The organism is Streptomyces sp. F63 (assembly GCF_018070345.1).
Classification (GTDB): Bacteria; Actinomycetota; Actinomycetes; order Streptomycetales; family Streptomycetaceae; genus Streptomyces.
Genome location: NZ_JAGPXX010000002.1, coordinates 279,401 through 302,521, shown reverse-complemented (window position 1 = coordinate 302,521; position 23,121 = coordinate 279,401). Strand labels below are relative to the sequence as shown.

General features: G+C 72.0%; 17 protein-coding genes and 1 pseudogene. 14 read left to right on the top strand and 4 right to left on the bottom strand.

Annotated elements, in window-relative coordinates; all coding sequences use genetic code 11:
• Positions 1–28: 28 nt before the first annotated feature.
• Positions 29–1,660 (bottom strand): carboxyl transferase domain-containing protein, encoded by a 1,632-nt coding sequence (locus KBZ10_RS03375; RefSeq protein ID WP_210985946.1) that lies wholly within the window; start codon positions 1,658–1,660, stop codon positions 29–31.
• A 189-nt stretch (positions 1,661–1,849) separates the two neighbouring features.
• Between KBZ10_RS03375 and KBZ10_RS03370 the strand changes: the two genes are divergently transcribed.
• The 3 genes from KBZ10_RS03370 (at position 1,850) to KBZ10_RS03360 (ending at position 4,806) form a co-directional block, all read left to right on the top strand.
• Positions 1,850–2,458, top strand: a complete 609-nt coding sequence (locus KBZ10_RS03370) for a TetR/AcrR family transcriptional regulator (protein WP_210985945.1) — start codon at positions 1,850–1,852, stop codon at positions 2,456–2,458.
• 249 nt (positions 2,459–2,707) lie between these two features.
• Positions 2,708–3,865, top strand: a complete 1,158-nt coding sequence (locus tag KBZ10_RS03365) for an acyl-CoA dehydrogenase family protein (RefSeq protein WP_210985944.1) — start codon at positions 2,708–2,710, stop codon at positions 3,863–3,865.
• A gap of 56 nt (positions 3,866–3,921) precedes the next feature.
• Complete coding sequence (locus tag KBZ10_RS03360) at positions 3,922–4,806, top strand: acyl-CoA thioesterase II (RefSeq protein WP_210985943.1); 885 nt, start codon at positions 3,922–3,924, stop codon at positions 4,804–4,806.
• Positions 4,807–4,965: 159 nt separating this feature from the next.
• On the opposite strand, the gene KBZ10_RS03355 is transcribed toward KBZ10_RS03360, so the two are convergent.
• A complete protein-coding gene (locus tag KBZ10_RS03355; protein WP_210985942.1) occupies positions 4,966–5,754 on the bottom strand; it encodes a phosphatase in 789 nt (262 codons plus the stop codon).
• Between the two features lie 152 nt (positions 5,755–5,906).
• On the opposite strand from KBZ10_RS03355, the gene speB reads away from it, so the two are divergent.
• The gene (gene speB / locus KBZ10_RS03350; protein WP_247701722.1) at positions 5,907–6,965 is read left to right on the top strand and encodes an agmatinase; all 1,059 of its coding nucleotides are present in this window, start codon (positions 5,907–5,909) and stop codon (positions 6,963–6,965) included.
• Between the two features lie 100 nt (positions 6,966–7,065).
• Here the strand turns inward: speB and KBZ10_RS03345 are convergent, their stop codons facing one another.
• Entirely contained in the window at positions 7,066–7,506 is a 441-nt protein-coding gene (locus tag KBZ10_RS03345; RefSeq protein ID WP_210985941.1) for an ATP-binding protein, read from the bottom strand.
• Between KBZ10_RS03345 and KBZ10_RS03340 the strand changes: the two genes are divergently transcribed.
• The 8 genes and pseudogenes from KBZ10_RS03340 to KBZ10_RS03305 all read left to right on the top strand — a co-directional run bounded on the left by KBZ10_RS03340 (position 7,447) and on the right by KBZ10_RS03305 (position 15,684).
• Entirely contained in the window at positions 7,447–7,839 is a 393-nt protein-coding gene (locus KBZ10_RS03340) for a DUF5753 domain-containing protein (RefSeq protein WP_247701785.1), read from the top strand. The genes KBZ10_RS03345 and KBZ10_RS03340 overlap by 60 nt on opposite strands.
• Before the next feature lie 10 nt (positions 7,840–7,849).
• Complete coding sequence (locus tag KBZ10_RS03335) at positions 7,850–8,062, top strand: DUF397 domain-containing protein (RefSeq protein ID WP_210985939.1); 213 nt, start codon at positions 7,850–7,852, stop codon at positions 8,060–8,062.
• Between the two features lie 140 nt (positions 8,063–8,202).
• On the top strand, positions 8,203–8,922 hold the full coding sequence (locus tag KBZ10_RS03330) for a S1 family peptidase (protein ID WP_210985938.1): 720 nt from the start codon (positions 8,203–8,205) through the stop codon (positions 8,920–8,922).
• Positions 8,923–9,133: 211 nt separating this feature from the next.
• Positions 9,134–9,562: pseudogene (locus KBZ10_RS03325) on the top strand (aminoglycoside phosphotransferase family protein); the annotation flags it as partial.
• 336 nt (positions 9,563–9,898) lie between these two features.
• Complete coding sequence (locus tag KBZ10_RS03320) at positions 9,899–10,249, top strand: CATRA system-associated protein (protein ID WP_210985936.1); 351 nt, start codon at positions 9,899–9,901, stop codon at positions 10,247–10,249.
• Between the two features lie 114 nt (positions 10,250–10,363).
• On the top strand, positions 10,364–11,890 hold the full coding sequence (locus KBZ10_RS03315) for a CATRA conflict system CASPASE/TPR repeat-associated protein (protein WP_210985935.1): 1,527 nt from the start codon (positions 10,364–10,366) through the stop codon (positions 11,888–11,890).
• Between the two features lie 278 nt (positions 11,891–12,168).
• Positions 12,169–14,874 (top strand): CHAT domain-containing protein, encoded by a 2,706-nt coding sequence (locus KBZ10_RS03310; protein ID WP_210985934.1) that lies wholly within the window; start codon positions 12,169–12,171, stop codon positions 14,872–14,874.
• Between the two features lie 60 nt (positions 14,875–14,934).
• A complete protein-coding gene (locus KBZ10_RS03305) occupies positions 14,935–15,684 on the top strand; it encodes an NUDIX hydrolase (protein WP_210985933.1) in 750 nt (249 codons plus the stop codon).
• Positions 15,685–15,797: 113 nt separating this feature from the next.
• Here KBZ10_RS03305 and KBZ10_RS30225 read toward each other — a convergent pair whose 3' ends face one another.
• On the bottom strand, positions 15,798–16,760 hold the full coding sequence (locus KBZ10_RS30225; protein ID WP_210985932.1) for a PIG-L deacetylase family protein: 963 nt from the start codon (positions 16,758–16,760) through the stop codon (positions 15,798–15,800).
• 869 nt (positions 16,761–17,629) lie between these two features.
• On the opposite strand from KBZ10_RS30225, the gene KBZ10_RS03295 reads away from it, so the two are divergent.
• Complete coding sequence (locus KBZ10_RS03295; RefSeq protein ID WP_210986077.1) at positions 17,630–21,541, top strand: ABC transporter ATP-binding protein; 3,912 nt, start codon at positions 17,630–17,632, stop codon at positions 21,539–21,541.
• Between the two features lie 145 nt (positions 21,542–21,686).
• Positions 21,687–22,958: an ABC transporter substrate-binding protein gene (locus KBZ10_RS03290; protein WP_210985931.1), complete on the top strand. Its 1,272-nt coding sequence runs from the start codon at positions 21,687–21,689 to the stop codon at positions 22,956–22,958.
• The last annotated feature ends 163 nt before the right edge of the window (positions 22,959–23,121 follow it).

The window sequence follows — 23,121 nt, the reverse complement described above, 5'->3', positions numbered from 1 at the left end:
CTCCGTCGTCATCTCGTCCGTCGTCCCGTCACATCCGGAAGACGCCGTAGCCGGGGGCGGCCGGGTCCCGCTGCGGCAGCGGCGCGTTGGCACAGGCGGTGAGGGCGAGGCCCAGGACCTGGCGGGTCTCCAGTGGGTCGATCACGCCGTCGTCCCAGAGCCGGGCGGTGGCGTAGTAGGCGTTGCCCTGGGTGTCGTACTGCTCGCGGACGGGGGCGCGGAACGCCTCCTCGTCCTCCGCGGACCACTTCTCGCCGCGCGCCTCCAGCTGGTCGCGCTTGACGGTGGCCAGCACCGAGGCCGCCTGCTCGCCGCCCATCACGGAGATCTTGGCGTTGGGCCACATCCACAGGAACCGCGGTGAATAGGCGCGGCCGCACATGGAGTAGTTCCCGGCGCCGTAGGAACCGCCTATCACCACCGTGAGCTTGGGCACCCGGGTGCAGGCGACGGCGGTGACCATCTTGGCGCCGTGCTTGGCGATGCCGCCGGCCTCGTAGTCCCGGCCGACCATGAAGCCGGAGATGTTCTGCAGGAAGAGCAGCGGGATGCCGCGCTGGTCGCACAGCTCGATGAAGTGGGCGCCCTTCTGGGCGGATTCGGAGAACAGGATGCCGTTGTTGGCGACGATGCCGACCGGGTGGCCGTGGATCCGGGCGAAGCCGGTGACCAGGGTCTGGCCGTACTCCGCCTTGAACTCGGCGAAGCGCGAGCCGTCCGTGATCCGCGCGATCACCTCACGGACGTCGTACGGGGTGCGGGAGTCGGCGGGCACGGCGCCGTAGAGCCCGGCCGGGTCCACCGCCGGCTTCTCGACCGGCTCCACGGACCAGGGCAGCGGCCCGCGCTCCGGGAGCGTGGAGACGATGGTGCGGGTGATGCGCAGGGCGTGGGCGTCGTCCTCCGCGAGATGGTCGGTGACCCCGGAGACCCGGGAGTGGACCTCGCCGCCGCCCAGTTCCTCGGCCGTGACGACCTCACCGGTGGCGGCCTTCACCAGCGGCGGGCCGCCGAGGAAGATCGTGCCCTGCCCGCGCACGATGACGGCCTCGTCGCTCATCGCCGGGACGTAGGCCCCGCCGGCCGTGCAGGAGCCCAGCACCGCCGCGATCTGCGGGATGCCGGCCCCGGACATCCGGGCCTGGTTGTAGAAGATCCGGCCGAAGTGCTCACGGTCCGGGAAGACCTCGTCCTGCAGGGGCAGGAAGGCGCCGCCGGAATCGACCAGGTAGAGGCAGGGCAGCCGGTTCTCCAGCGCCACCTCCTGGGCGCGGAGGTGCTTCTTCACCGTCATCGGGTAGTACGTGCCGCCCTTGACGGTGGCGTCGTTGGCGACGATCACCACCTCCCGGCCGGAGACCCGCCCGATGCCCGCGATCACCCCGGCAGCCGGGGCCGCGCCGCCGTACAGGCCCTCGGCGGCCAGCGGGGCCAGCTCCAGGAACGGCGAACCCGGGTCGAGCAGCGCGTCCACCCGGTCCCGGGGGAGCAGCTTGCCGCGGGCGGTGTGCCGGGCGCGGGCCCTCTCGCCCCCGCCCAGCCGGGCGGCGGCCAGCCGCTCCCGCAGCTCCGCCGCCAGCTCGCGGTGCGCCGCCTCGTTGGCCCGCCAGGTGGCGGACCCCGGATCGGCGGTGCTCCCCAGCACCGGTGCCTGCTGCATGGTCGAGCTCCCTTGCTCGGTCGGTCCTCTGCGTTCATGGGCTGCTCGTGGGCTGCACAGCGGCTGCTCACGGACGGCTCTGTGCCGGGTGCGGTGCGTCGCCCCGGCCGTGGGTCGCGGCGGGTTAATGAGCGTTAACTTTCCGGTTCAGGTTAACGACCGCTAACCCCGCTTGTCTAGAATGCCTTCATGACTCCCTCCGCTGCCGCCCCGGGCGCGGCTCCCACCCGCCGCGAGCAGATCCTCAGGGAGGCCGCACGCCTCTTCGCCGAGCGCGGCTTCCACGGCGTCGGTGTGGACGAGATAGGGGCGGCCGTCGGTATCAGCGGCCCCGGTCTGTACCGCCACTTCCCCGGCAAGGAGGCGATGCTCGCCGAACTGCTGGTCGGCATCAGCAGCCGGCTGCTGCACGGCGGGCGGCGCCGGGCCGCCGAGACGGCCGGGCCGCCCGGGGCCGTGCTGGACTCGCTCATCGACGGCCACATCGACTTCGCGCTCGACGACCGGGCGCTGATCGTCCTCCACGACCGGGAGCTGGACCGGCTGCGGGAGAGCGACCGCAAGCTGGTCCGGCAGTTCCAGCGGCAGTACGTCGAGCTGTGGGTCGGTGTCGTCCGTGACGCCTATCCGGACATCACCGAGGACGAGGCCCGTGCCTCCGTCCACGCCGTCTTCGGGCTGCTCAACTCCACCCCGCACCTCGGCAGTCCCGGCGCGCTCTCGGGCCGCGAGCCGATGGCGGCCCTGCTGCACCGGCTGGCGCGGGGTGCCTTCGACGCGGCCGTGCCCGCCCTGTGAGCGGCGGGAACCCGCCTTTTCCTCTCCTCCTCCGCTCTCCTTCCCCGGCTCCCGCCCCGTTCCGCCTCCGCGCACGGGCGGTGGTGGACCGCGCGCCGTGACGGACGTCTCTGGACAGTGCGGGTAACTGCCGGGTAGCTTTCCCTGAGCAAGCGCTTAGACATTCATGCGGGTGAGGCTTGCCCGGACCGGCATCGGTCCGCCCATCCACCGGGTTTCAGCGGGTTCAGCAGAGGGAGGCGCGCGGAGATGCGTCGCACGGTGTTCAACGAGGACCAGGAAGCGTTCCGGGAGACCATTCGCGATTTCATCGCCGCCGAGGTCGTGCCCGTCTACGACCAGTGGCTGGAGGCCGGCCAGGCCCCGCGCGACTTCTACTACAAGCTCGGTGAGCTGGGCATCTTCGGAATCGAGGTGCCCGAGGAGTTCGGCGGCGCCGGCGAGCACAGCTTCAAGTTCCAGGCGATCATCGCCGAGGAGTGCGCCCGCGCCGGCGTCAGCTTCGGCGGCAGCAGCGTGCACGTCGGCCTGTGCCTGCCGTACCTGCAGGCGTACGCCACCGACGAGCAGAAGAAGCGCTGGCTGCCGAAGTTCGTCACCGGCGAGATGATGTTCGCCATCGCCATGACCGAGCCGGGCACCGGCTCCGACCTGGCCGGCATGAAGACCACCGCCAAGCTCTCCGAGGACGGCAGCCACTACGTCCTCAACGGCGCCAAGACCTTCATCACCGGAGGTGTCCACGCCGACCGCGTCATCGTCTGCGCCCGCACCTCCCCGCTGAACCCCGAGGACCGCCGCGCCGGCATCTCCCTCTTCGTCGTCGACACCACGTCCGAGGGCTACGCGGTCGGCCGCAAGCTGGAGAAGCTGGGCCTGAAGACCTCCGACACCGCCGAGCTGTCCTTCACGGACGTCAAGGTGCCCGCCGAGGACCTGCTCGGCGAGGAGGGCAAGGGCTTCTCCTACCTCGGCCAGAACCTGCCGCAGGAGCGCCTGGCCATCGCCATGGGCGCCTACGCCCAGGCGGCGGCCGCCATCAACTTCGCCCAGGAGTACGTCCGGGACCGCACGGTCTTCGGCAAGCCCGTGGCCGCCTTCCAGAACACCAAGTTCGTCCTGGCCGACTGCAAGGCCGACGTGGACGCCATGGAGGCCGTGGTCGACCGCGCCCTCGACGCCCACGACGCCGGCGAGCTCACCGCGGCCGACGCCGCCTCCGCCAAGCTGTTCTGCACCGAGAAGGCCGCCGAGGTCATCGACAAGTGCCTCCAGCTGCACGGCGGCTACGGTTACATGATGGAGTACCCGATCGCCCGCCTCTACGCGGACAACCGCGTCAACCGCATCTACGGCGGCACCAGCGAGGTCATGCGCACCATCGTCGCCAAGTCGATGGGACTGTGAGGGCGGGCACCCCTCCCTCACACGAGCCGACCGCACAGCGACATGAGCGCACCGACATGAGCGAAGCACTTCGGAGTCTCCTCGACCTGCTCGATCTGGAACGGATCGAGGAGAACATCTTCCGCGGCGCCAGCCGGCCCGCGGTGATCCCCCGCGTCTTCGGCGGCCAGGTGGCCGCCCAGGCGCTGGTCGCCGCGGGCCGCACGGTGGAGCCCGACCGTCCGGCGCACTCGCTGCACGCGTACTTCCTGCGGCCCGGCGATCCCGGTGCGCCGATCGTCTACACCGTCGACCGCATCCGCGACGGCCGCTCCTTCACCACCCGCCGGGTGGTGGCGGTGCAGCACGGCAAGCCGATCTTCCACCTCTCCGCCTCCTTCCAGCTCCACGAGGAAGGGCTGGACCACCAGGAGCCGATGCCCGCCGCGCCCGACCCGGAGACCCTGCCGACCGCCGGCGAGCTGCTGCCCACGTACGCGCACCTCCTCAGCCCGGGCGTCGTGGACCGGATGCTGGAGGCCCGCTCGGCCGTCGATCTGCGCTACGTCGACGAGCCGCCGTACGCCACCGCCGCCCAGGGCCCGCGCGAGCCCCGCTCGCAGGTGTGGTTCCGCACGAACGGCAAGCTCGGCGGCGAGATCGACGCACCGCTCCTGCACGTCTGCCTCGCCACCTACGTCTCCGACATGACGCTGCTCGACTCGGTCCTCCTCGCCCACGGGCGCGGCGGCTGGGCGGTCGGCGACGTGGTCGGCGCCAGCCTGGACCACGCGATGTGGTTCCACCGCCCCTTTCGGGCAGACGAATGGTTGCTGTATGACCAGAGCAGCCCCTCGTCCTCCGGCGGACGGGGACTGGGACAGGCCCGTATCTACACCGCCGACGGCCGCCTCGCGGTGACCGTCATCCAAGAAGGGCTGGTCCGGGTGCCTCGGGTGTGAGGTGTCCCGCGACCGGGTCCGGCGGGGCCGCCGTGGAGACGGACGGCGGCCCCGTCCGGGCCGTACCGGTGCGGGAGGGCCGATGCCCTGGACCATGGGGCGGCGGCCCTCCCGTTCCACCGCTCCCGCGCTTCTGCTCTCTCCCTCCCCGGGCTTCCCCTACAGACCGGCCGCGTCCAGCAGATACGCGGTCATCGGGTCGTAGAAGCGCGGGTCGAGGACGTGATCGTCCAGCGGGACCGTGACGGCGAGGGTGCCCTCCGCCTCGCCCAGGAACAGCGCCGGGTCGTTGCAGTCGGCGAAGCCCACCGCGGTGACGCCGCGCTGCCCCGCGCAGCCCGCCCAGCCGTGGTCCGCCACCACCAGGTCCGGCAGCGGCCGCCCCGCCCGCTCCAGGGCGTCGAGGATCGCGGCCATCGGCGCGGGGGAGTGGGTGTGCCAGAGGGTGGCACCGCGCTCCAGCACCGCCACGTCGGCGAACTGGACGACGAAGCCCTCGTCGGCCCGCAGCCCGCCCGGGATCTCCATGACCTCGCAGCCGGCTGCCCGCATCCCGGCCGCGACGGCGCGGTGCACGTCCAGCAGCCCGCCGGGGTGCCCGGTCGCGAAGAGCACCCGGTGCCCCTCGCCGGCGGACTTCCGCAGCACGGCGGCCATCCGGTCCAGCGCGTCCACCGTCAGCGCCGGGTCGATCGTGTCCTGGCCGGCGCGGTGCTCCGGGTCGTCCACGACACCGCAGCGCTCCGCCATCACCGCCAGCACGTCCTGCTCGTCGGTCCACCGGTCGCCGAGCTCCAGCCCCAGCCAGTAATGGCGGTCGCCGTTGGCGAGCTTGCGGTAGTGGGACAGGTTGTTGTCCCGGGGCGTGGCCACATTGCCCGCGATCCGCGTACGGACGAGGTGGTCGATCAGCTCGGCGCGGCCGGGGGCGGGGCTGGGTATCGGCATACGGCCATTGTGACCCGTACGGAAACAGGCTGGACGCCGTGTCCACATAGCGCGCGGAGTCACTGCCAAACGTACATGTGCGGAATCCGTCGTTCTGCCTAGGCTCGGAGGGACCGCGCCCGCACCCGACCGCCGAGAGCAGAGGCCCCCGCATGACCCCAGCCGACCGCAGCCACCAGGACGAGGCCCGGGGCCGGGACGCCGGAGCCGGAGCCGGAGCCCGGACCGCCGGGGACGGGGCCGGGGAGCCCGCCGGGCGGCCGCGGGGCCCCGTCGACTCCTCCCGCGTCCCGCGCTACGCCGGGCCCGCCACCTTCGCGCGGCTGCCCCGGATCGACGAGGTCGGCGGCACGGCCGACGTCGCGGTCGTCGGCGTGCCCTTCGACAGCGGCGTCTCCTACCGGCCCGGCGCCCGCTTCGGCGGCAACGCCATCCGCGAGGCGTCCCGGCTGCTGCGCCCGTACAACCCGGCGCAGGACGCCTCCCCCTTCGCGCTGGCACAGGTGGCCGACGCGGGTGACATCGCCGCCAACCCGTTCAACATCAACGAGGCCGTCGAGACGGTCGAGGCCGCGGCCGACGGCATCCTCGCCACCGGCGCCCGCATGATGACCCTCGGCGGCGACCACACCATCGCCCTCCCGCTGCTGCGCGCGGTCGCCCGCCGGCACGGCCCGGTCGCCCTGCTGCACTTCGACGCCCACCTGGATACCTGGGACACCTACTTCGGCGCCGAGTACACCCACGGCACCCCGTTCCGGCGGGCCGTCGAGGAGGGCGTCCTCGACACCTCGGCCCTCTCGCACGTCGGCATCCGCGGCCCGCTGTACGGCCGCAAGGACCTGGACGACGACGAGAAGATGGGCTTCGGCATCGTCACCTCCGCCGATGTGATGCGGCGCGGTGTGGACGAGGTGGCCCAGCAGCTCCGCGAGCGCATCGGCGACCGCCCGCTCTACATCTCCATCGACATCGACGTCCTCGACCCGGCCCACGCCCCCGGCACCGGCACCCCGGAGGCCGGCGGCCTGACCTCCCGCGAACTGCTGGAGATCCTGCGCGGCCTGGCGGACTGCCGTCTGGTCTCGGCCGACCTGGTGGAGGTCGCCCCGGCCTACGACCACGCGGAGATCACCTCGGTCGCGGCCTCCCACACGGCCTACGAACTGACCACGATCATGGCCCGCCAGATCGCGGCGGCCCGCGGCTGACGCCGCCGCGGGGGCGGGACGGAACAGGGCCGCCGCCCGGGCTCCGTAACACCCGCCGGTTGGCGGTGCCACGGCCACCGGCGGTGCCGTCTCCCCCTCCTCACCGCCCGCACCGGTTGACGAGCTCGAACCACACGCTCTTGCCGGTGGGCGGCCGCCCACCGTGCCAGACGGTGCCCCAGGCGTCGGCGCACGCCTGGACGAGCAGCAGCCCGCGCCCGTGCTCTGCCGTCTCGGGCGCGGGCACGGGGACGAGCGCCGTGCCGTCCCTTTGCGCCGCCTGTGGCCAGGGCATGCCGCAGGGATCGTCGTCCCGCACGGAGACCCTCAACTGATCGGCCTGAACCGTCGCTTCGAGCGCCAGCCGGTGCACCTTCGTGTGCAGGTGGACGTTCGAGACAACCTCCGAGACGAGCAACCGCGCCAGCTCGACCAGTGGCGTGTGCCCGGTGACGAGATCGAGGCACGGGTCGAGCACAGGATGAGGCGGCGTGCCGTCCTCGAACGTGACGACCCGCCACCGTACGAGGCGATCATCCACGAGGCTGCGCTGAGGATGCGGTTCGGCGGAAGGAAGGTCGCCAGGGCTCAGTTGCGGCATGTGCTGGAAATGTCGGAGTGGCCCGCTGTCACGTTGCGCGTGCTCCCCTTCAGCAACGAGCAGTTCATTGAAGTCACCCAACCTCTGCTCTACGCGGCCGGCGTCGTACCGCAACTGGACACGGTGCAGAAGGACAGTCCTTCCGGCAGCCACCACCTTGACGCCGAAGCCGAACTCGAAAAGCATCGGGCGTTGTTGGACATCGCCGAGAGCGTGTCGCTCGATGTCGGACGGTCCCGGCAGCTCATCGCCGACGTCGCACGAGAACTGTGAGGAACGGTCCATGGAGATACCGGTGCACTGGCAGAAGTCCTCGTTCTCCGGAGCGGAGGGCCCGAACTGCCTGGAGATCGCCGGCGTCCCCGACCGCCTCCTGATGCGGGAGAGCGATGTGCCCGGAACTGTCCTCGCGGCGAGCCGCGCGGAGTTCGCCGGGCTCGTCGCGGCCGTCAAGGCGGGCGAGTTCGACCCGCTGAACGTACCTGGCAAGCGATGAGCTGACGCCTTGCCCGGGGACCCGGACGGCTGGGCCCGGTCTCTGGGCGCCCGGGCCGGGGCGCTGTGATTGGCGGCTTTCGGCCTGACCGTACGGGTCCGGTGGGGGAAGAATGGCAGGCCCATGCCAAAGGAGCCCCCGTGAGTCCCCTGCGTTCCGAGAGACCTTTCCGAACCATCGTCCGGGCCGTCGCCGCACTGGCACTGCTCATCGGCTGGTCCGCAGCCACCGGATCGGCGGCGGCCCAGGCCGGGGAGCGAGCGGGGCGGCAGGCGGCCGTCGCGGTGCGCGGGGGAGACACCCTCTACGGCACCGGCGCCACCCGCTGCACCGTGGGCTTCAACGCCCGCTCCGGCTCCACGTCGTACGCCCTTGTCTCCGGGCGGTGCGCCCAGGGCGTGCAGACCTGGTACGCCGACTCCGCCCTGACCGTCCGGGTCGGCGTCACCGCGGGAGTGAGTTTCCCGGGCAACGACTACGCGAGCATTCGGTACACCAACACGGATGTCGCCTACCCGGGCGAGATCTCGCTGGGCGGCGGTGCCGGCACCCACGACATCACCAGGGCGGCGAATCCCGTCGTCGGGCAGACGATCTGCCACGTCGGGCGGACCACCGGACACCGGTGCGGGGCCGTCCAGGCCGTGAACGTCACCGTCAACTACGGCGGGGGAACCGTATACGGGCTGTTCCGGTCGAACATCTGCTCCGAGCCCAGGGACGCCGGAGGCCCGGCCTTCTCGGGCGGCACGGCTGTCGGCATCATCGTCGGCGGCAGCGGGAACTGCAGTTCGGGAGGGGTCACCTATTACCAGCCGGTGGCCGAAGGGCTGTCGGCGTACGGTCTGAGCGTGTACTGAGGCGGCCGAACCGGCCGGGCTCGCGAAGGAGTGCGCCGAGGGAGGCAGAGGCGATGGCCCCGTTCGCCGGCGGCGCACCCGGCGCCCCGGGGGCTGCCCCATGACCGGTACGGGAATCAGCGGCGGCGGTCCGGCGCCCGTGGAGGTGCCGGAGGCGCTGGCCGCCGCGTACGTCCGGTACGAGGGCGAGGCCGGGCGGGCGTGGACCGCCGCGCCGCCCGGTATGCGGCGGCTGGGTGACGTAGCCGCCGGGATGCTCCGCCGGCTGCCCGCTGCCGGGGGCGCACAGACCGGCCCGGCCGAGCGGCGGCTGCTCGCCGCCTGTGGCGGCGCCGTACGGGAGCTGGCCGGTGAGTCCGGTGACCGGCTGCTGTACTGGGACCTGCACTACGAGAACGTCCTCGCCCCCCTCCCCGGCTCCGGCCGCGAACCCCGGCCGGCCATCGACCCCAAACCCCTCGCGGGCGACCCCGGTTTCGACCTGCTGCCCGCTCTGCGCACCCGCTGGGACGGTGTCACGGCCACCGGCGACATTCCGCGGGCGGTCCGCCGCCGCTTCGACCTGCTGACGGACATCCTCGGCCTGGACCGCGCCCGTGCCCGGGGGTGGACGCTGGGGCGGGTCCTCCAGACCTGCCTGAGACCTGCCTGTGGGAGACGGAGAGCGGAGAGACGGAGAGCGGGGAGACGGCCCTCGATCCGGTGCACAGGGTGATCGCGGAGGCGCTGTCCCCGATCGGGTGAGAAGAGGTGGACCCTTTTCCCTGTGTGCTCGAAGGACCCCGCTATGAGCGAAGACGATCTGGATGCGCGCATGGCGTGACACCAATTGATGGATTGAGAGCGAATCCGATCAAGACGTCTTTTCGGGAAATCCCCGACTCCGAAACGGCCTCTTGGCGTAGGCTGCGAATGCACTCGTGGATGCAGGGGGCATTCGCGAACAGGTGTCCGGGTAGCGTGTCCGGGGGGAAATATGACGCCACAGCAGGTTATTGATCGTCTCAAGGGGATCAAGGACTGGCGGCTCACCGCAGAAGAATGGATCGACGTCGGCGAGGTGCTTGACCGTCTCGAAGCCGTGCTTGCCGAACGGAAGGACGCTGAGGTCACCTCTGTCCTCGCCCGGCTGGAGCCCTTGGAGCGGGCAGGGGCGGTCCGCCGGGCACAGGCCCGCTTGGGTGCGGAACGCACGCCGATTCCGCCGCAGCAGCAGGAGCAGCGCAACCACCTGATCGAGCGGCTGACCGTGGACCTGGGCAGTCCGCCGGATCGATCCCGGAACGCCCGTGGGGATGGCCGTGGGGATCGAGGGGCGGCCGAATGACAGGCCGTAGCGGAGCCGCCGGCGTGCGGCGCGGGTATGCAGGAACACAGCTCGGGGAAGTCTCCGTACCGTCTTGGCCGCTCCTTCCGCATCCTGGGAAGTGGGCGGCGCGGTATGGCTAGGATCACCAAGCCGGCTCTGCTCGTCATGGCGTTCACGCCGGCCGACCCGGAAGCCGCCGGCCATTCACAGGAGCATCTCGAATCCCTGTGGCGGGCATGTCGTTCGCTGGGCATGACCGAGTCGATTGCGGGAATCTCCGTTCCCGCGGATCACATCGATTTCGACTCGGCTCGCTCGACCACCTCGGAATTCACACTGCTGGCAGCCGCGGAGCGGGCGGCAGCCGACTCCCTCTATTCCGCCTTCGCCTTCGCCGACCACGACGTCGTCGGAGTCGTCGCCCTGCTCGCACCCAACGACACGACGACGGATCTCAGCCAGTGGGGCCACCTCGACGCCGAGTGGAGTGCGGCGGTGGCGGCTGCGGGCCGGCCGCCACCGTCCCGGGGGATGCTCGGCGAATTCCGTGTTTTCGAGGCGCTCTACGACCGTGGGCTCGGATTCGGGGACCGCGCGATGTGCGATCTCGTACGCCGGCATGCGCCCCGGAGAGGGAGGGAATCCTGGTGGACCGGCTTCGACCGCACAGAGCATGGATTCGCCGTGTGGCGCTCCGACGACACCGGGCCGGGAGCCGTCAGCGACCTCTACATCCTCGCACCGGCCCGCCGGGAGACCGACCTCGACGAGTGGGCCTGGGCTGTGGCGGGCCGGCACGGGCTGAGGCCGCTCACACGCTATGTGATCCAGCTGTCGAAGATCCGCTACCAGCATCAGCGGTACGCGGCTTCGGGGACGTCGAACGCGCAGATCGCCGAGAGCGACGAGCGGACGACGGAACTGCTACGGGAGCTGAAGTACGCGATGAGGGGCCCTGTGCCCCTGGAACGCGTCCTGAAGGCGTCGGCTCTTGTGGACGAGGCGCAATTCGGTCCTCAGGGACTGCTGTGGACCATCACCCGGCTGCGCCAGCTGAGCCGCAGTCTCTCGATCGCCGTTGGCAACATGCGCCTGCACACCCCCCATGTACGAAGGCGCGGCAAGGGAGCCTCCTGGACCGTGACGGACCTTGCCGAGGCCGAATGGCTCATCGGACAGGTGGAGGAAGACCGGCTGCATCTGGAAGCCGTGCGCGAGCGGGCCGAGGGTGCGCGTGCGGCGGTCTCGGCGCTGGTCGAGCGGGAAAGATCCCGCCATCAGAACTGGCTGACGCTCATTCAGACCTCCGTCCTGGGGTCCGTCCTCACTGCGCTGACGGCAGTGCAGGCGATGGGGTACGAGATACCGATACGCGGATCACTCCAGTCCCCGCTCATCGCCGCTGTGGCCGCTTTCGCTCTTGCCCTGCCCCTGGCCGTGCTGCGCCTGGCGGGCGTCTCGCCGACGACCAGGCGGTACAGGTGGCTCGACTCGGGCGCTGCGGGGCTCTTCGGCGCCGCCCTGGGGTGGCTGGCCGTCGCCGCCCTGGCGGGTGGCCGGGGAGGGGGACTGCTCGCCGCTCCGTGGACGGTCTCCGCCGCCTTGGTGTTCGGCCTGATCACGTTCCTCTGGACGTACCACGCGGCTCGGCCGGGCTGAGGGATGTCCCGGCATCCCCGGCGGGCGCGTGACGCCGGCCACGGCACCCGGCCTTCGGCCGAGGGGCTCTCACACCGCGTTGCGGGAACGTCCGCACGCCCCCAGTACGCGAAGGATCCTTCGCCGTGCGATGCACCGCGTCCGACGCCGCGCGCCGGTCCACCAGGGATGACGGGACGCCCTCCAGGCCTCCGGCCCTCTGCTTCCGTCCGCGACCCGGCGCTGCGACTGCGGTCTGGGAGTCACGAACCCGACGACATCACCGAGGAGTTCTCCGTATGCCGCAGGCCAACGGACACCACCCGCAGAACCCCGGCTCCGCGATCAGGGCCCTCGTCGAGGCACTGGACATCGAGGATCTGATCATGAGATTCGATGTCGACTTCGACGCCCCGATGCGGCAGGCGGACGCCACCGGCATGCTGCGACTGGCCCGGGCGCACACCAAGGACCCGGCGGCGGGTCCGCGGGGCATCGCCCGCCGGGTCGGCGCCCACTGGTGCGACATCGTCCAAGCCGATGTCGACTACGAATTGCTCTCCGCGCTGCAACTGATCGAGGCATCGCAGCAGGACGCGGAACGACTGATGGCATGGCACACCGGCAGTTCCCCCGACCTCGCTGACGTCTTCCCCGCCTACGCCCTCGCCCGTTGGCACGACGGAGTCGGCCGGATCCGGTACCGCCTGGGCAGCTACACCGCCTCCCGGCGTGTCTTCGGGATCGCCGTGCAGGTGGCCGAAAGGGCACGGCTGTGGTGGGCACTGCCCGACTTGCTCAGCAACTACACCCGCGCGGAGTTCGAGGAACGCAGCCAGGCCGCGCGGGAGAGAGACGGCGACACAGAGGCCGACGCGTTCGTCCCCCTGATGCGTGAGATGCACGACAGGGTCCTGGAGCAGGCGAACCACTGCGGTGTCGACACCACGGCCGTTCCCGGCAAGGCGACTCCCCTGCGGCACCGGGAGTTCCTGCGCGGCTACTCCAACGCCCTGCACAACCTCGCCACCGCACTGCGGCAGGCCGGCGACATCGAGCAGTCACTCCGTGTCACCGCGCGCTCCAAGGCCATCTCCGAGGGCCTGAACGACACGTACCGGGTTTCACAGTCGCTTCTGAACCAGGCCTTCTGCGGCGATCGTCCCGTGGAGCGCTTCGAGACTCTGCGTGACATGGGGCGCCGCGGAGGGAAATCGGTGGGACCGGTGTGGGAGCGCGGCCGGCGCATCGCCCGCCAGAACCTCGCGCGGCGCAGCGGCGGTCCCGAGGGCTTGGCCGAGCTGGGACGACTGCTGGACGAGCTGGAGGACGACGCGGCCGGTACGGGCCGCCGCGCCGGGCTCGACGTCGACTTCTACGCCTACACCGTGCGCTTCTACCGGGAGACGGCCGCCGCCCTTCCTGCGTCCGATCGTCCGGACGATGTGCTGGACCGGCGGCTGAGGATGGCCGAGTCGGTGCGGGAGGCCATCGCTCTTCCCGTGTACAAGCGGGCCTACGCCAACCACGTGCGGCCCGCGTATCTGCGGGCCATCGGCGTGCAGGTGTCCCGGGGCGGTCACCGGCAGGAGGACCTGGAGAAGATCGTGTCCCTGGTGGAGGAGTCCTCGGGCCGGGAACTCCTGGACCTCCTCGCCTCGTCCCGCCCGCCGGTTCTCGACCGCCCCGCTCATCCGCTTCCCACCCGTGGCGAAACCGAGGAGGGCTCTCGGCGGAGCCGTCTGCCGGCCATGCGGGTACAGCCCCCCGACCCGGCGATGATGAGAGAGATGAGGGAGATGCTCGTCGAGCGGGCACAGCAGTACGAGGACCACTTCCTCCACCACCCGCTGACATCGGCGACCCACGACGAGGACATCGCTCACCAGCTGGTGCAGTACACCCTCAACCACCAGGGTTCCTGCGTCGTGCGGTACTTCCGTTTCGGCACGTCGGATGCGGCCCTGGAGGGCGAGGAGACGCCTGTGCCCGACTCCCTCGGCATCATGGTCTGCCGGGACGGGGTGCTGACGCTGGTACCGGCCATTCCCTACGGGGACGTGGCCGAGCTCGCGCGTCAGGTCTTCGAGAACCTCGGTGATCCGGAGTATCCGGTGCCGAGGGAAGAGACCTGCCATCGCATGTGGGACGTTCTCGTCGGCCCGGTGTGGGAGAGCGTCAACCGGGGCGGTCCGCCGACCCATCTCACTCTGATCCCGACCGACGACATTTTCGCGATGCCCCTGCACGTCGCCACTGAGCGGGGCGACAACCGGCCGCTCGCCGCTCGGGTCCCCCTTTCGCATTCGGTGAGCGTCGCCGCCTTTGTCACCCGTGGCCGGCATCTGCTCAAGAAACAGCTCATGGAGGACGACGACGACCTCGCGGCTCTGCTGTCGACCGACGACGAGGCGACGGGCGGGGAAATCGTCGATGCCGGCTGGCGCGCCGGGCATGTCCATGTGGCCGGCGGGGTTCCGGACGCCCTCGTGGGCGGGGTCGGGAGCGCCTTCGGCGCGGACTGGGACGGACTTGAGCGACTCGTGGCGATGAGACCGGAGTTCTTCGTGTACGCCGGCCACGGTCTGTACGTCGACGAGCCCGAGGTGTCAGGCCCGCTGATCTACCTGGGAAGGACGGACATGCTGTCCCAGTTCGACCTCGCTCTGCGTGTCAGTCTGCCGAGGAACAAGCTCACCGTGCTGGGCGCCTGTCTGGCCGGACAGGGTATGCGGTCCGACGGCGGTGACGTTCTGGGGTTCATGCGCTCTCTGATCACCAGCGGTGCCGGTGCCATCGGCGTGCCGCTGTGGTCCGTGCAGGACTCGGCGATGGTGTCGACGGTCGGTGCGCTGCTGCGCGGGAGCCGGGCGGCTCTGGGGTCGTCTTCCACCGGGGTGTTCGATGTGGTCCAGGCATTGCACGATCATTACCGGGAAGGCATGGAGACGTTCACGTCGCTGGAGGCGCGAGTCGATCGTCTCCCGCTCGCCTTGTACCTGTGACCAGCGCGCGTCGGACCCCCTTCGGAGGGCCTGGCGTGGCGCGCAGAGATGGGGGACACCATGAGCGCTCACGACCGGGCCACCAGGAGGCGGGCCGCGCTCGCGGACTACGAGGCGCTGCGTGAGCGTCGCCCGGAGCTCTTCGCGAACCCGTCCGGCGCGGCCTTCAGGATTCTTCTCGACCGCGCCGAGCAGGAACGGGTGTCCGACGAGATGTCACGGGCGGCGGTCGCGGCCGGGCTGCCCCAGAGCGCCGGGGACATCGGCGTCGTCTACCGCGATGCCTACTTCTGCCTGGTACGTGACGCCGTACAGTTCGCGGACGACAGGCTGGGCACGTACATCCGCGTCGTGCCCGCGTCCGGTTCCGGAGGGGCCGCGGTGCTGCCCATGCTCGCCGACGGACGTCTTGTCCTGCTCCGCCACTTCCGCCATGCCGACCGGGGCTGGCACTGGGAGATCCCCCGTGGATTCGGTGACCCGGGGGAGGACGGGACCGGTACGGCCGCCCGGGAACTCCGGGAAGAGCTGGGGATCCCCGTCGTGGATCTCACGTACCTCGGCCCTGTTTCTCCCGACACCGGCCTGCGCGCGGGAACGGACCACGCGTACCTGGCGCGTCTCGACGCGGCGCAGTTGGCGGACGGTCCTGCACCGGGTGCCAGGGTGGAGGGGATCGACGGGTACCAGGCCCTGTCGCAGGCGGAATTCCGCTCCATGGTCGCGAACCGGCGGATCTCCGACGCGTACACCCTGTCCGCGTACGCACTGGCCATGGCCCAAGGGCTGCTGGAGGCCGACAAGGGCTGAAGTGCGGTACCGGGGCTTCGGCAGGGCCACGTGACAGCCGGTTGACGGCCAGGCGAGGCCGGACACCGACGTCTCCTGCGCACCGGCGAGGGAAGCGGCCCCCTGGGGGACCGTCAGCGAGGTGACGGTGCGCCGGTGGCAGTACCCGTCGGGCGGAGCAGGCGCAGGTGTTCGCGGTCGCCGAGGAGTTCGAGGCGGCGCCAGAGGACGCTGCCGGGGACGGCCTGGCTGCGGTGGCAGGCGACGGCCTTCAGCTGCCGGGCGCGGTCCACCGTGACGGTGAGGTCGACGGCCTCGGGCGGGTGGCCGTCGAACGCGGCGCCGTGCTCCCGGCGGAGCCGGCCGGCCACCGCCTCGGGGATCGTCCAGCCCAGGACGGGCAGGCCGAGGCCGTCGGCCGCGCGCAGGGCGGCGGCCGTGGCGGCGGCGTGGTCGGGATGGCCGGTGACGCCGGTGGGGTCGAAGACCAGGAGCCCGTCCGGGCCGGTTTCCCGGGCCACGGCCTCGACGCGGTCGGCGAGTTCTTCCGGGTCGGTGGCAGAGAGGCGGCCGTCCGGGTAGGCCAGCAGCCGCACGTCGCCGGCCCCGAGGACGGACGCTGCTCCGGCCAGTTCCTCCGCGCGCAACCGGTCCAGGTCTCCCTCGACGCCGTGCAGCGTGGACGCCTCGCCGTGGGTCAGGCAGAGGACGGAGACCGTCGCGCCGTCCGCCGCGAAGGCGTCGAGGAGGGCGCCGAGGGCGAAGGACTCGTCGTCGGGGTGGGCGACGACCGCCAGAACCGAACGCCAGCGGGGGAGGCGGTCGGTCGGGGGCCGAGGGGTGTCCGGGGCTCCGGCGCCGTCCGGGGCGTACGGACCGGTCCGGTCCTCCCGGCCGGTCCGGTCCTCCCGGCCGGTCCGGTCGTCCGGGCTGTGCGCGGGATGCGGAGCACCGTACGGGCCCTGCGGACCGCGCCGGCCGTCCGGGTCCGGCCGGGGTTCCGGGAGCACGGCGGGGACAGGGGCCGCGGGGACGGCGCGGTCACGGGGCGCGCCCTCGCGGGCGTCGTCGGCGGGCCGCGTGGTCGGGTCGGGCACGGCGTCTGCTCCTTCGGTATCCGTCCGGGCTCGCGTCCGGCCGGTGCGCCACGGCGGGCCGCCGCCGTCCGCGCCGGGTGCCGGAACCAGCGGTACCGCCCTTGTGACCAGGGGAACCGCCGTGCTCGGCTCCGCATTCCCGCCGCTCCTTCCGCAGGGTGAGCCCGGCGTCTTCCGGCTCCGCGCGGGCGTCCAGCGGAGGTGAACCCAAGTCGCCCGGTCCAGGGGCGGTGTCCGGAGGAGACCTCTGTACCGCGCCGGCCGCCGCCGGGGTCCGCGACGGCATGGGAGACGACCGCCGGGAAGTGATCCTGTGCGCGCTCGGCCGCCCGGACAGCCCCGGCCGGGTCGGCCACTGGCGTGCGGACATGAGGCGCGCCCGCCCTCGTCCCGCGGTCCCGGGCGTGCTCCGACCGGAGGACCGGGACCTGCGACCGGGCGGACTCCCGACCAAAGTGGGAACGCGCGGGCGAAACAAAAACGGCCGCCCGAGGTGTTCTCGATCGTGGTGCCGTGGGACGGCCACGGCACCGCACGAGCGGGGACGACGGAGGTCATCGGTGGGCGGCACGGCGACGGAGGCGGCTGATCGGCCCGGAGCGGGACCGGAGAAGGGGACCGGGAGCGGCGGGCGCGGGGCGGCCGGGGAGCCGGGCGGCGCCGGGGGTTCCGGAGAGCCGGGCGGCTCCGGCGAACACGGCGGCTCCGGCGGCTCCGGCGAACACGGCGGCTCGGGCGAACACGGCGGCTCCGGCGGACCCGGCGGCCAGGGCGGCCCCGGCGGCCAGGGCGGCCCCGGCGGCGGCGCCCCGTCCGGCGGGCCGGGCCGGGAGAAGGAGCAGCGGCCGCCGCAGGGCTGGGCCCGGCGGCTGACCGGCTACGCCTGGCGGTACCGGCGGAACACCCTCCTGGCCCTGGGCTCCTCGCTCGGCGGTATGGCCGTGATGGCGCTCGTCCCGCTGGTCACCAAGCTCATCATCGACGACGTGGTGGTCGAGCACAGCCGCCCGATGGCCCCCTGGGCCGGCGCCCTGGTCGGCGCGGCCCTCGCCGTCTACGCCTTCACCTACGTCCGCCGCTACTACGGCGGGCGGCTGGCCCTCGACGTCCAGCACGACCTGCGCACCGACATGTACCGCTCCCTGGTCCGGCTCGACGGGCGGCGGCAGGGCGAGCTCTCCACCGGCCAGGTGGTCGGCCGCGCCACCAGCGACCTCCAGCTCATCCAGGGCCTGCTGTTCATGCTGCCGATGACGATCGGCAACGTCCTGCTGTTCGTCATCTCGCTCGCCGTGATGCTGTGGCTGTCGCCGCTGCTCACCCTGGTCGCCCTGGCGATGGCGCCCGCGCTGTGGTTCCTGGCCGACCGCAGCCGCAAGCGGCTGTTCCCCGCCACCTGGTACGCCCAGGGGCAGGCGGCGGCCGTCGCCGGGATCGTGGACGGCGCCGTCACCGGCGTCCGCGTCGTCAAGGGGTTCGGCCAGGAGGAGCAGGAGAGCGGGAAGCTCCGCGAGGTCAGCCGCAGGCTGTTCGCCGGGCGGATGCGGACCGTCCGCCTCAACTCCCGCTACACCCCCGCCCTGCAGGCCGTGCCGTCCCTCGCCCAGGTGGCGATGCTGGCGCTCGGTGGCTGGATGGCCACCCGCGGGCAGATCACCCTGGGCACCTTCGTCGCCTTCTCCACCTACCTCGCCCAGCTCGTCGGCCCGGTCCGGATGCTGACCATGGTGCTCACCGTCGGCCAGCAGGCCCGCGCCGGCGTGGAGCGCGTCCTGGAGCTGATCGACACCGAGCCGGCCCTCGACGAGCGGCCCGGCGCCCGGGAGCTGCCCGCCGACGCGCCCGCGACCGTCGAGTTCGACCGGGTGACCTTCGGCTACGACCCCGAGCGTCCCGTCCTGAAGGACTTCTCGCTCTCCATCGCACAGGGGGAGACCGTGGCCGTCGTCGGGGCCTCCGGCAGCGGCAAGTCCACCGTCTCCCTGCTGCTGCCCCGCTTCTACGACGCGTCGGAGGGCGCCGTCCGGGTCGGCGGGCACGACGTCCGCGATCTGACGTTCGACTCGTTGCGGGCCGCCATCGGCCTCGTACCGGAGGACAGCTTCCTCTTCTCCGACACCGTCCGCGCCAACATCGCCTACGGCAACCCCACCGCCTCCGAGGAGCAGGTGCGGGCCGCCGCCCGCGCCGCCCAGGCCGAGGGCTTCATCGAGGCCCTGCCCGACGGCTACGACACCAGGGTCGGCGAGCAGGGCCTCACCCTCTCCGGCGGCCAGCGCCAGCGCATCGCCCTCGCCCGCGCCATCCTCACCGACCCCCGGCTGCTGCTCCTCGACGACGCCACCTCGGCCGTCGACGCCCGCGTGGAGCACGAGATCCACGCGGCGCTGCGCGGCGTGATGGCTGGCCGGACCACCCTGCTGATCGCCCACCGGCGCTCCACCCTGGCCCTCGCCGACCGCATCGCCGTCCTCGACCGGGGCCGGCTGTCGGACACCGGAACCCACGAGGAGCTGGAGCGGCGCTCCGCGCTCTACCGCCGTCTGCTGACCGACCCGGACGAACTCGGCGGCGTCGAACGGGACCCGGTGGCCCGGCTCGCGGACCGCGAACGGGAGGCGGAGCGCGAGCGGGCCCGGGAACGGGACGGGGACCGGCGGCCGGGACACGGCCGGCGGGACGCCGGGGAGCCGGGCGACTTCGAGGACTTCGAGGACTTCGAGGCCGAGCTCGACGCCGAGGCCGAGATGGCGGCCGAGCCCGTCAGTTCCCGCCGCCGGGTGGCCGAGCGCGTCACCCCCGAACTGTGGCGCCGCGCCGGGGAGTCGCCGGGCGCGACGGGTTCCGCCGCGGCCGCGTCCGCGTCCGCCGCCGCCCGCCCGGCCGCGGCCGGCGCGGCGGCCGGCCCCGGCATCGCCGGAGCACTGGCCGGGATGCCCGCCACCCCGGAGCTGCTGGCCAAGGTGGCCGCGCTGCCGCCCGCCACCGACGTCCCCGGCATCGACGAGGAACGGGCCCGCCGGCCCGAGCGGGACTACGGGCTGCGGCGGCTGCTGCACGGCTTCGGCCGGCCCCTGCTGCTGGCCCTGCTGCTGGTGGCCGTCGACGCGGGAGCCGGACTGCTGCTCCCCGTCCTCATCCGGCACGGCATCGACGAGGGCGTGCAGCGGCTGGCGCTCGGCGCGGTGTGGGCGGCCTCCGGCGTGGCCCTGCTGGTGGTCCTCGCCCAGTGGGCCGCGCAGATCGGCGAGACGCGGATGACGGGCCGCACCGGTGAGCGCATCCTCTACAGCCTCCGCGTGAAGATCTTCGCGCAGCTCCAGCGGCTCGGTCTGGACTACTACGAGCGCGAGCTGACCGGCCGCATCATGACCCGGATGACCACGGACGTGGACGCGCTCTCCACCTTCCTGCAGACCGGGCTCGTCACCGCGCTGGTCTCACTCCTCACCTTCTCCGGCATCCTGGTCGTCCTGGTCGTCATCGACGTCGAACTGGCGCTGGTCGTCTTCAGCACCCTGCCGGTGCTGATCGCGGGGACCGTCTTCTTCCGGCGCCAGAGCGTCAAGGCGTACGAGCTGGCGCGGGAGCGGGTCAGCGTCGTCAACGGCGACCTCCAGGAGAGCGTGGCCGGGCTCCGCATCGTCCAGGCGTTCCGCCGCGAGCGGGACGGCATCGAGCGCTTCACCCGGCGCAGCGACGGCTACCGGCAGGCGCGGGTGCGCGGGCAGTGGCTGATTTCCGTCTACTTCCCGTTCGTGCAGCTGCTCGCGTCCGTCGCGGCGGCGGCCGTGCTGATCGTGGGCGCGGGGCGGGTGAGCGAGGGGACGCTGACGGCGGGCGCGCTCGTCGCCTATCTGCTCTACATTGATCTGTTCTTCGCGCCGGTGCAGCAGCTCTCGCAGGTGTTCGACGGCTACCAGCAGGCGGCGGTGTCGCTCCGCCGCATCCAGGAGCTGCTGCGGGAGCCGACCAGCACGGCGCCGGCCGAACACCCGCGCGAGGTGCGGGAGCTGCGCGGGGAGATCGTCTTCGACGGTGTCCGGTTCCGCTACGGGGCCGCCGCGGGGGACGGTGTCCCGGAGGAGGCGCTGGCCGGGGTGGATCTGCGGATCCCGCCCGGGCAGACGGTGGCGTTCGTCGGTGAGACCGGCGCGGGCAAGTCCACGCTCGTCAAGCTCGTCGCCCGTTTCTACGATCCGACCGAGGGTGCCGTGCTGGTCGACGGCACCGATCTGCGCGCACTGGATCTGGCCGGATACCGCCACCGGCTGGGGGTCGTGCCGCAGGAGTCGTATCTCTTCCCGGGCACTGTGCGGGACGCCATCGCCTACGGGCGTCCGGACGCCACCGACGCCGAAGTGGAGGCCGCCGCACGGGCCGTCGGCGCGCACGAGATGGTCGCCTCGCTCGACGGCGGCTATCTGCACGAGGTCTCCGAGCGGGGCCGCAATCTGTCCGCCGGTCAGCGGCAGTTGATCGCACTGGCCCGCGCCGAGCTCGTCGACCCGGACGTCCTGCTGCTCGACGAGGCGACGGCCGCGCTGGACCTGGCGACGGAGGCCCTGGTCAACCAGGCCACGGACCGGCTGGCGGGCCGGCGGACGACCCTCGTGGTCGCCCATCGCCTGACCACCGCCGCCCGCGCCGACCGGGTGGTCGTCATGGACCACGGCCGGGTCGTCGAGGACGGCACCCACGCCGAACTGCTCGCCGCGGACGGGCACTACGCCCGGCTGTGGCGCACCTTCGCCGGAGAGCCGGAAACCGCGGGGGTGTGACACCCGGCGGTTCCGCTTCGATACCTAAGCGATACGCACCGTGGCGTAGACCGGGAACGTCCCGCGATGGAAACTCATAAGTCGCGCCGTGTCCGGTTTTGATCGGTGCGGCGGTTTCGCATCGTGAGCAGAAGGCGGTAGTGCAGTGCAGCGGCGTTTCCTCGGTCCGATGGCGGCGGGTCTCTCGGCCGGTCTGGTCCTGACCCTCTCGGCGTGCGGCGACAGTGCCACCGCGGAGAGCGGTGATGCCCAGCTCAAGCTGATCGTGACCGAATACGGCGACAGATCCGGCACCAGTTCCAAGAGATACTGGGACCAGCTCATCGGCGAATTCCAGTTCGAGCACCCGGAGATAGCGGTCGATGTCGACGTCTACGAACGCGGCGAGGTCGACCGCAAGGTCGCCGACCTGGTGAAGGCCGGCAAGGCGCCGGACATGGCCCAGATCGCCACCTACGCCGACTACGCGGCCGAGGGCAGGCTCTACAGCGCCGACGAGCTGCTCTCCATCCCCGCCCAGGCCGACTTCGTGCGCGCCGTCTCCGAAGCGGGCACCGCCAACCGCAAGCAGTACGGCCTGCCGTTCACCGCCAGCACCCGGGTGTTCTTCTACAACAAGAAGCTGCTGAAGCAGGCCGGCATCGACAGCCCGCCGAAGACCTGGGACGAGCTCCAGGCGGACGCCGTCGCGCTCAAGCAGTCCGGCGTCGAGACCCCGTACGGACTGCCGCTGGGCCCGGAGGAGGCGCAGGCCGAAACGCTCAACTGGATGCTCAGCGCCGGCGGCGGCTACACCGACAACACCGGCAGCTACATCTTCGACGCCCCCGAGAACGTCCGGGCCTTCGAATGGCTGCGCGACGAGATGGTCGCCAAGGAGCTCACCAACCGCTCCCCGTCCAAGACGAACCGCCAGGACGTCTACGACGCCTTCATCCGCGGCGAGATCGCCATGCTCAACGGGCACCCGACGCTGATGGAACGCGCCCAGGAGGGCGGCATCGACTTCGGCATGGCACCGCTGCCCGGTCAGCAGAAGCCGTCCACGGCCACCACCGGAGTCGCCGACTGGATGACGGCCTTCAAGCAGAACGGGCACCGCAAGGAGATCAGCGCCTTCCTCAACTTCGTCTACGAGAAGGAGAACGTCCTCAAGTTCGCCGCGCAGTACGACCTGCTGCCGGTGACCAACTCCGCCTTCGACGAGATGCGCGCCGACGAGTCGCACCGGAACGTCTGGGAGTTCCTGGACCAGTTGCGCACCGCCCAGCTGTACCCGGTCGACAAGGTGTCCTGGGCCCCCACCGTCCGCACCCTGCGCCGGGAGATCGGCACCACGGTGGAGGAGGGCGGCAACCCGGGGAGCGTGCTGCAGACGCTCCAGCGGGAGGCCGAGGCCACGGAGAACGCCAACTGACACCGGCGGCACCGGCGGCACCGGCACGGGCGGTGCCGGTGCCGCTGCCGTCCCCGTCCCGGGCCGGGGTGCCGCCGCGCGCCCCGGCCCGGTGCCCGTTCGGGCCGCACCGGCACGGCGGTCTGGCGGACGGCCGCCCTGCCCGCTAGGTTCGCAGGCTCAC

Excerpts from the sequence above, each read along its gene's own strand:
- KBZ10_RS03370 (WP_210985945.1), top strand. The coding sequence starts at position 1,850 with ATGACTCCCTCCGCTGCCGCCCCGGGCGCGGCTCCCACCCGCCGCGAG.
- KBZ10_RS03320 (WP_210985936.1), top strand. The coding sequence starts at position 9,899 with ATGACGCCACAGCAGGTTATTGATCGTCTCAAGGGGATCAAGGACTGG.
- KBZ10_RS03310 (WP_210985934.1), top strand. The coding sequence starts at position 12,169 with ATGCCGCAGGCCAACGGACACCACCCGCAGAACCCCGGCTCCGCGATC.
- KBZ10_RS03355 (WP_210985942.1), bottom strand. The coding sequence starts at position 5,754 with ATGCCGATACCCAGCCCCGCCCCCGGCCGCGCCGAGCTGATCGACCAC.
- KBZ10_RS03375 (WP_210985946.1), bottom strand. The coding sequence starts at position 1,660 with ATGCAGCAGGCACCGGTGCTGGGGAGCACCGCCGATCCGGGGTCCGCC.
- KBZ10_RS03365 (WP_210985944.1), top strand. The coding sequence starts at position 2,708 with ATGCGTCGCACGGTGTTCAACGAGGACCAGGAAGCGTTCCGGGAGACC.
- KBZ10_RS03340 (WP_247701785.1), top strand. The coding sequence starts at position 7,447 with ATGAGGCGGCGTGCCGTCCTCGAACGTGACGACCCGCCACCGTACGAG.
- KBZ10_RS03360 (WP_210985943.1), top strand. The coding sequence starts at position 3,922 with ATGAGCGAAGCACTTCGGAGTCTCCTCGACCTGCTCGATCTGGAACGG.
- speB (WP_247701722.1), top strand. The coding sequence starts at position 5,907 with ATGACCCCAGCCGACCGCAGCCACCAGGACGAGGCCCGGGGCCGGGAC.
- KBZ10_RS03315 (WP_210985935.1), top strand. The coding sequence starts at position 10,364 with ATGGCTAGGATCACCAAGCCGGCTCTGCTCGTCATGGCGTTCACGCCG.
- KBZ10_RS03335 (WP_210985939.1), top strand. The coding sequence starts at position 7,850 with ATGGAGATACCGGTGCACTGGCAGAAGTCCTCGTTCTCCGGAGCGGAG.
- KBZ10_RS03305 (WP_210985933.1), top strand. The coding sequence starts at position 14,935 with ATGAGCGCTCACGACCGGGCCACCAGGAGGCGGGCCGCGCTCGCGGAC.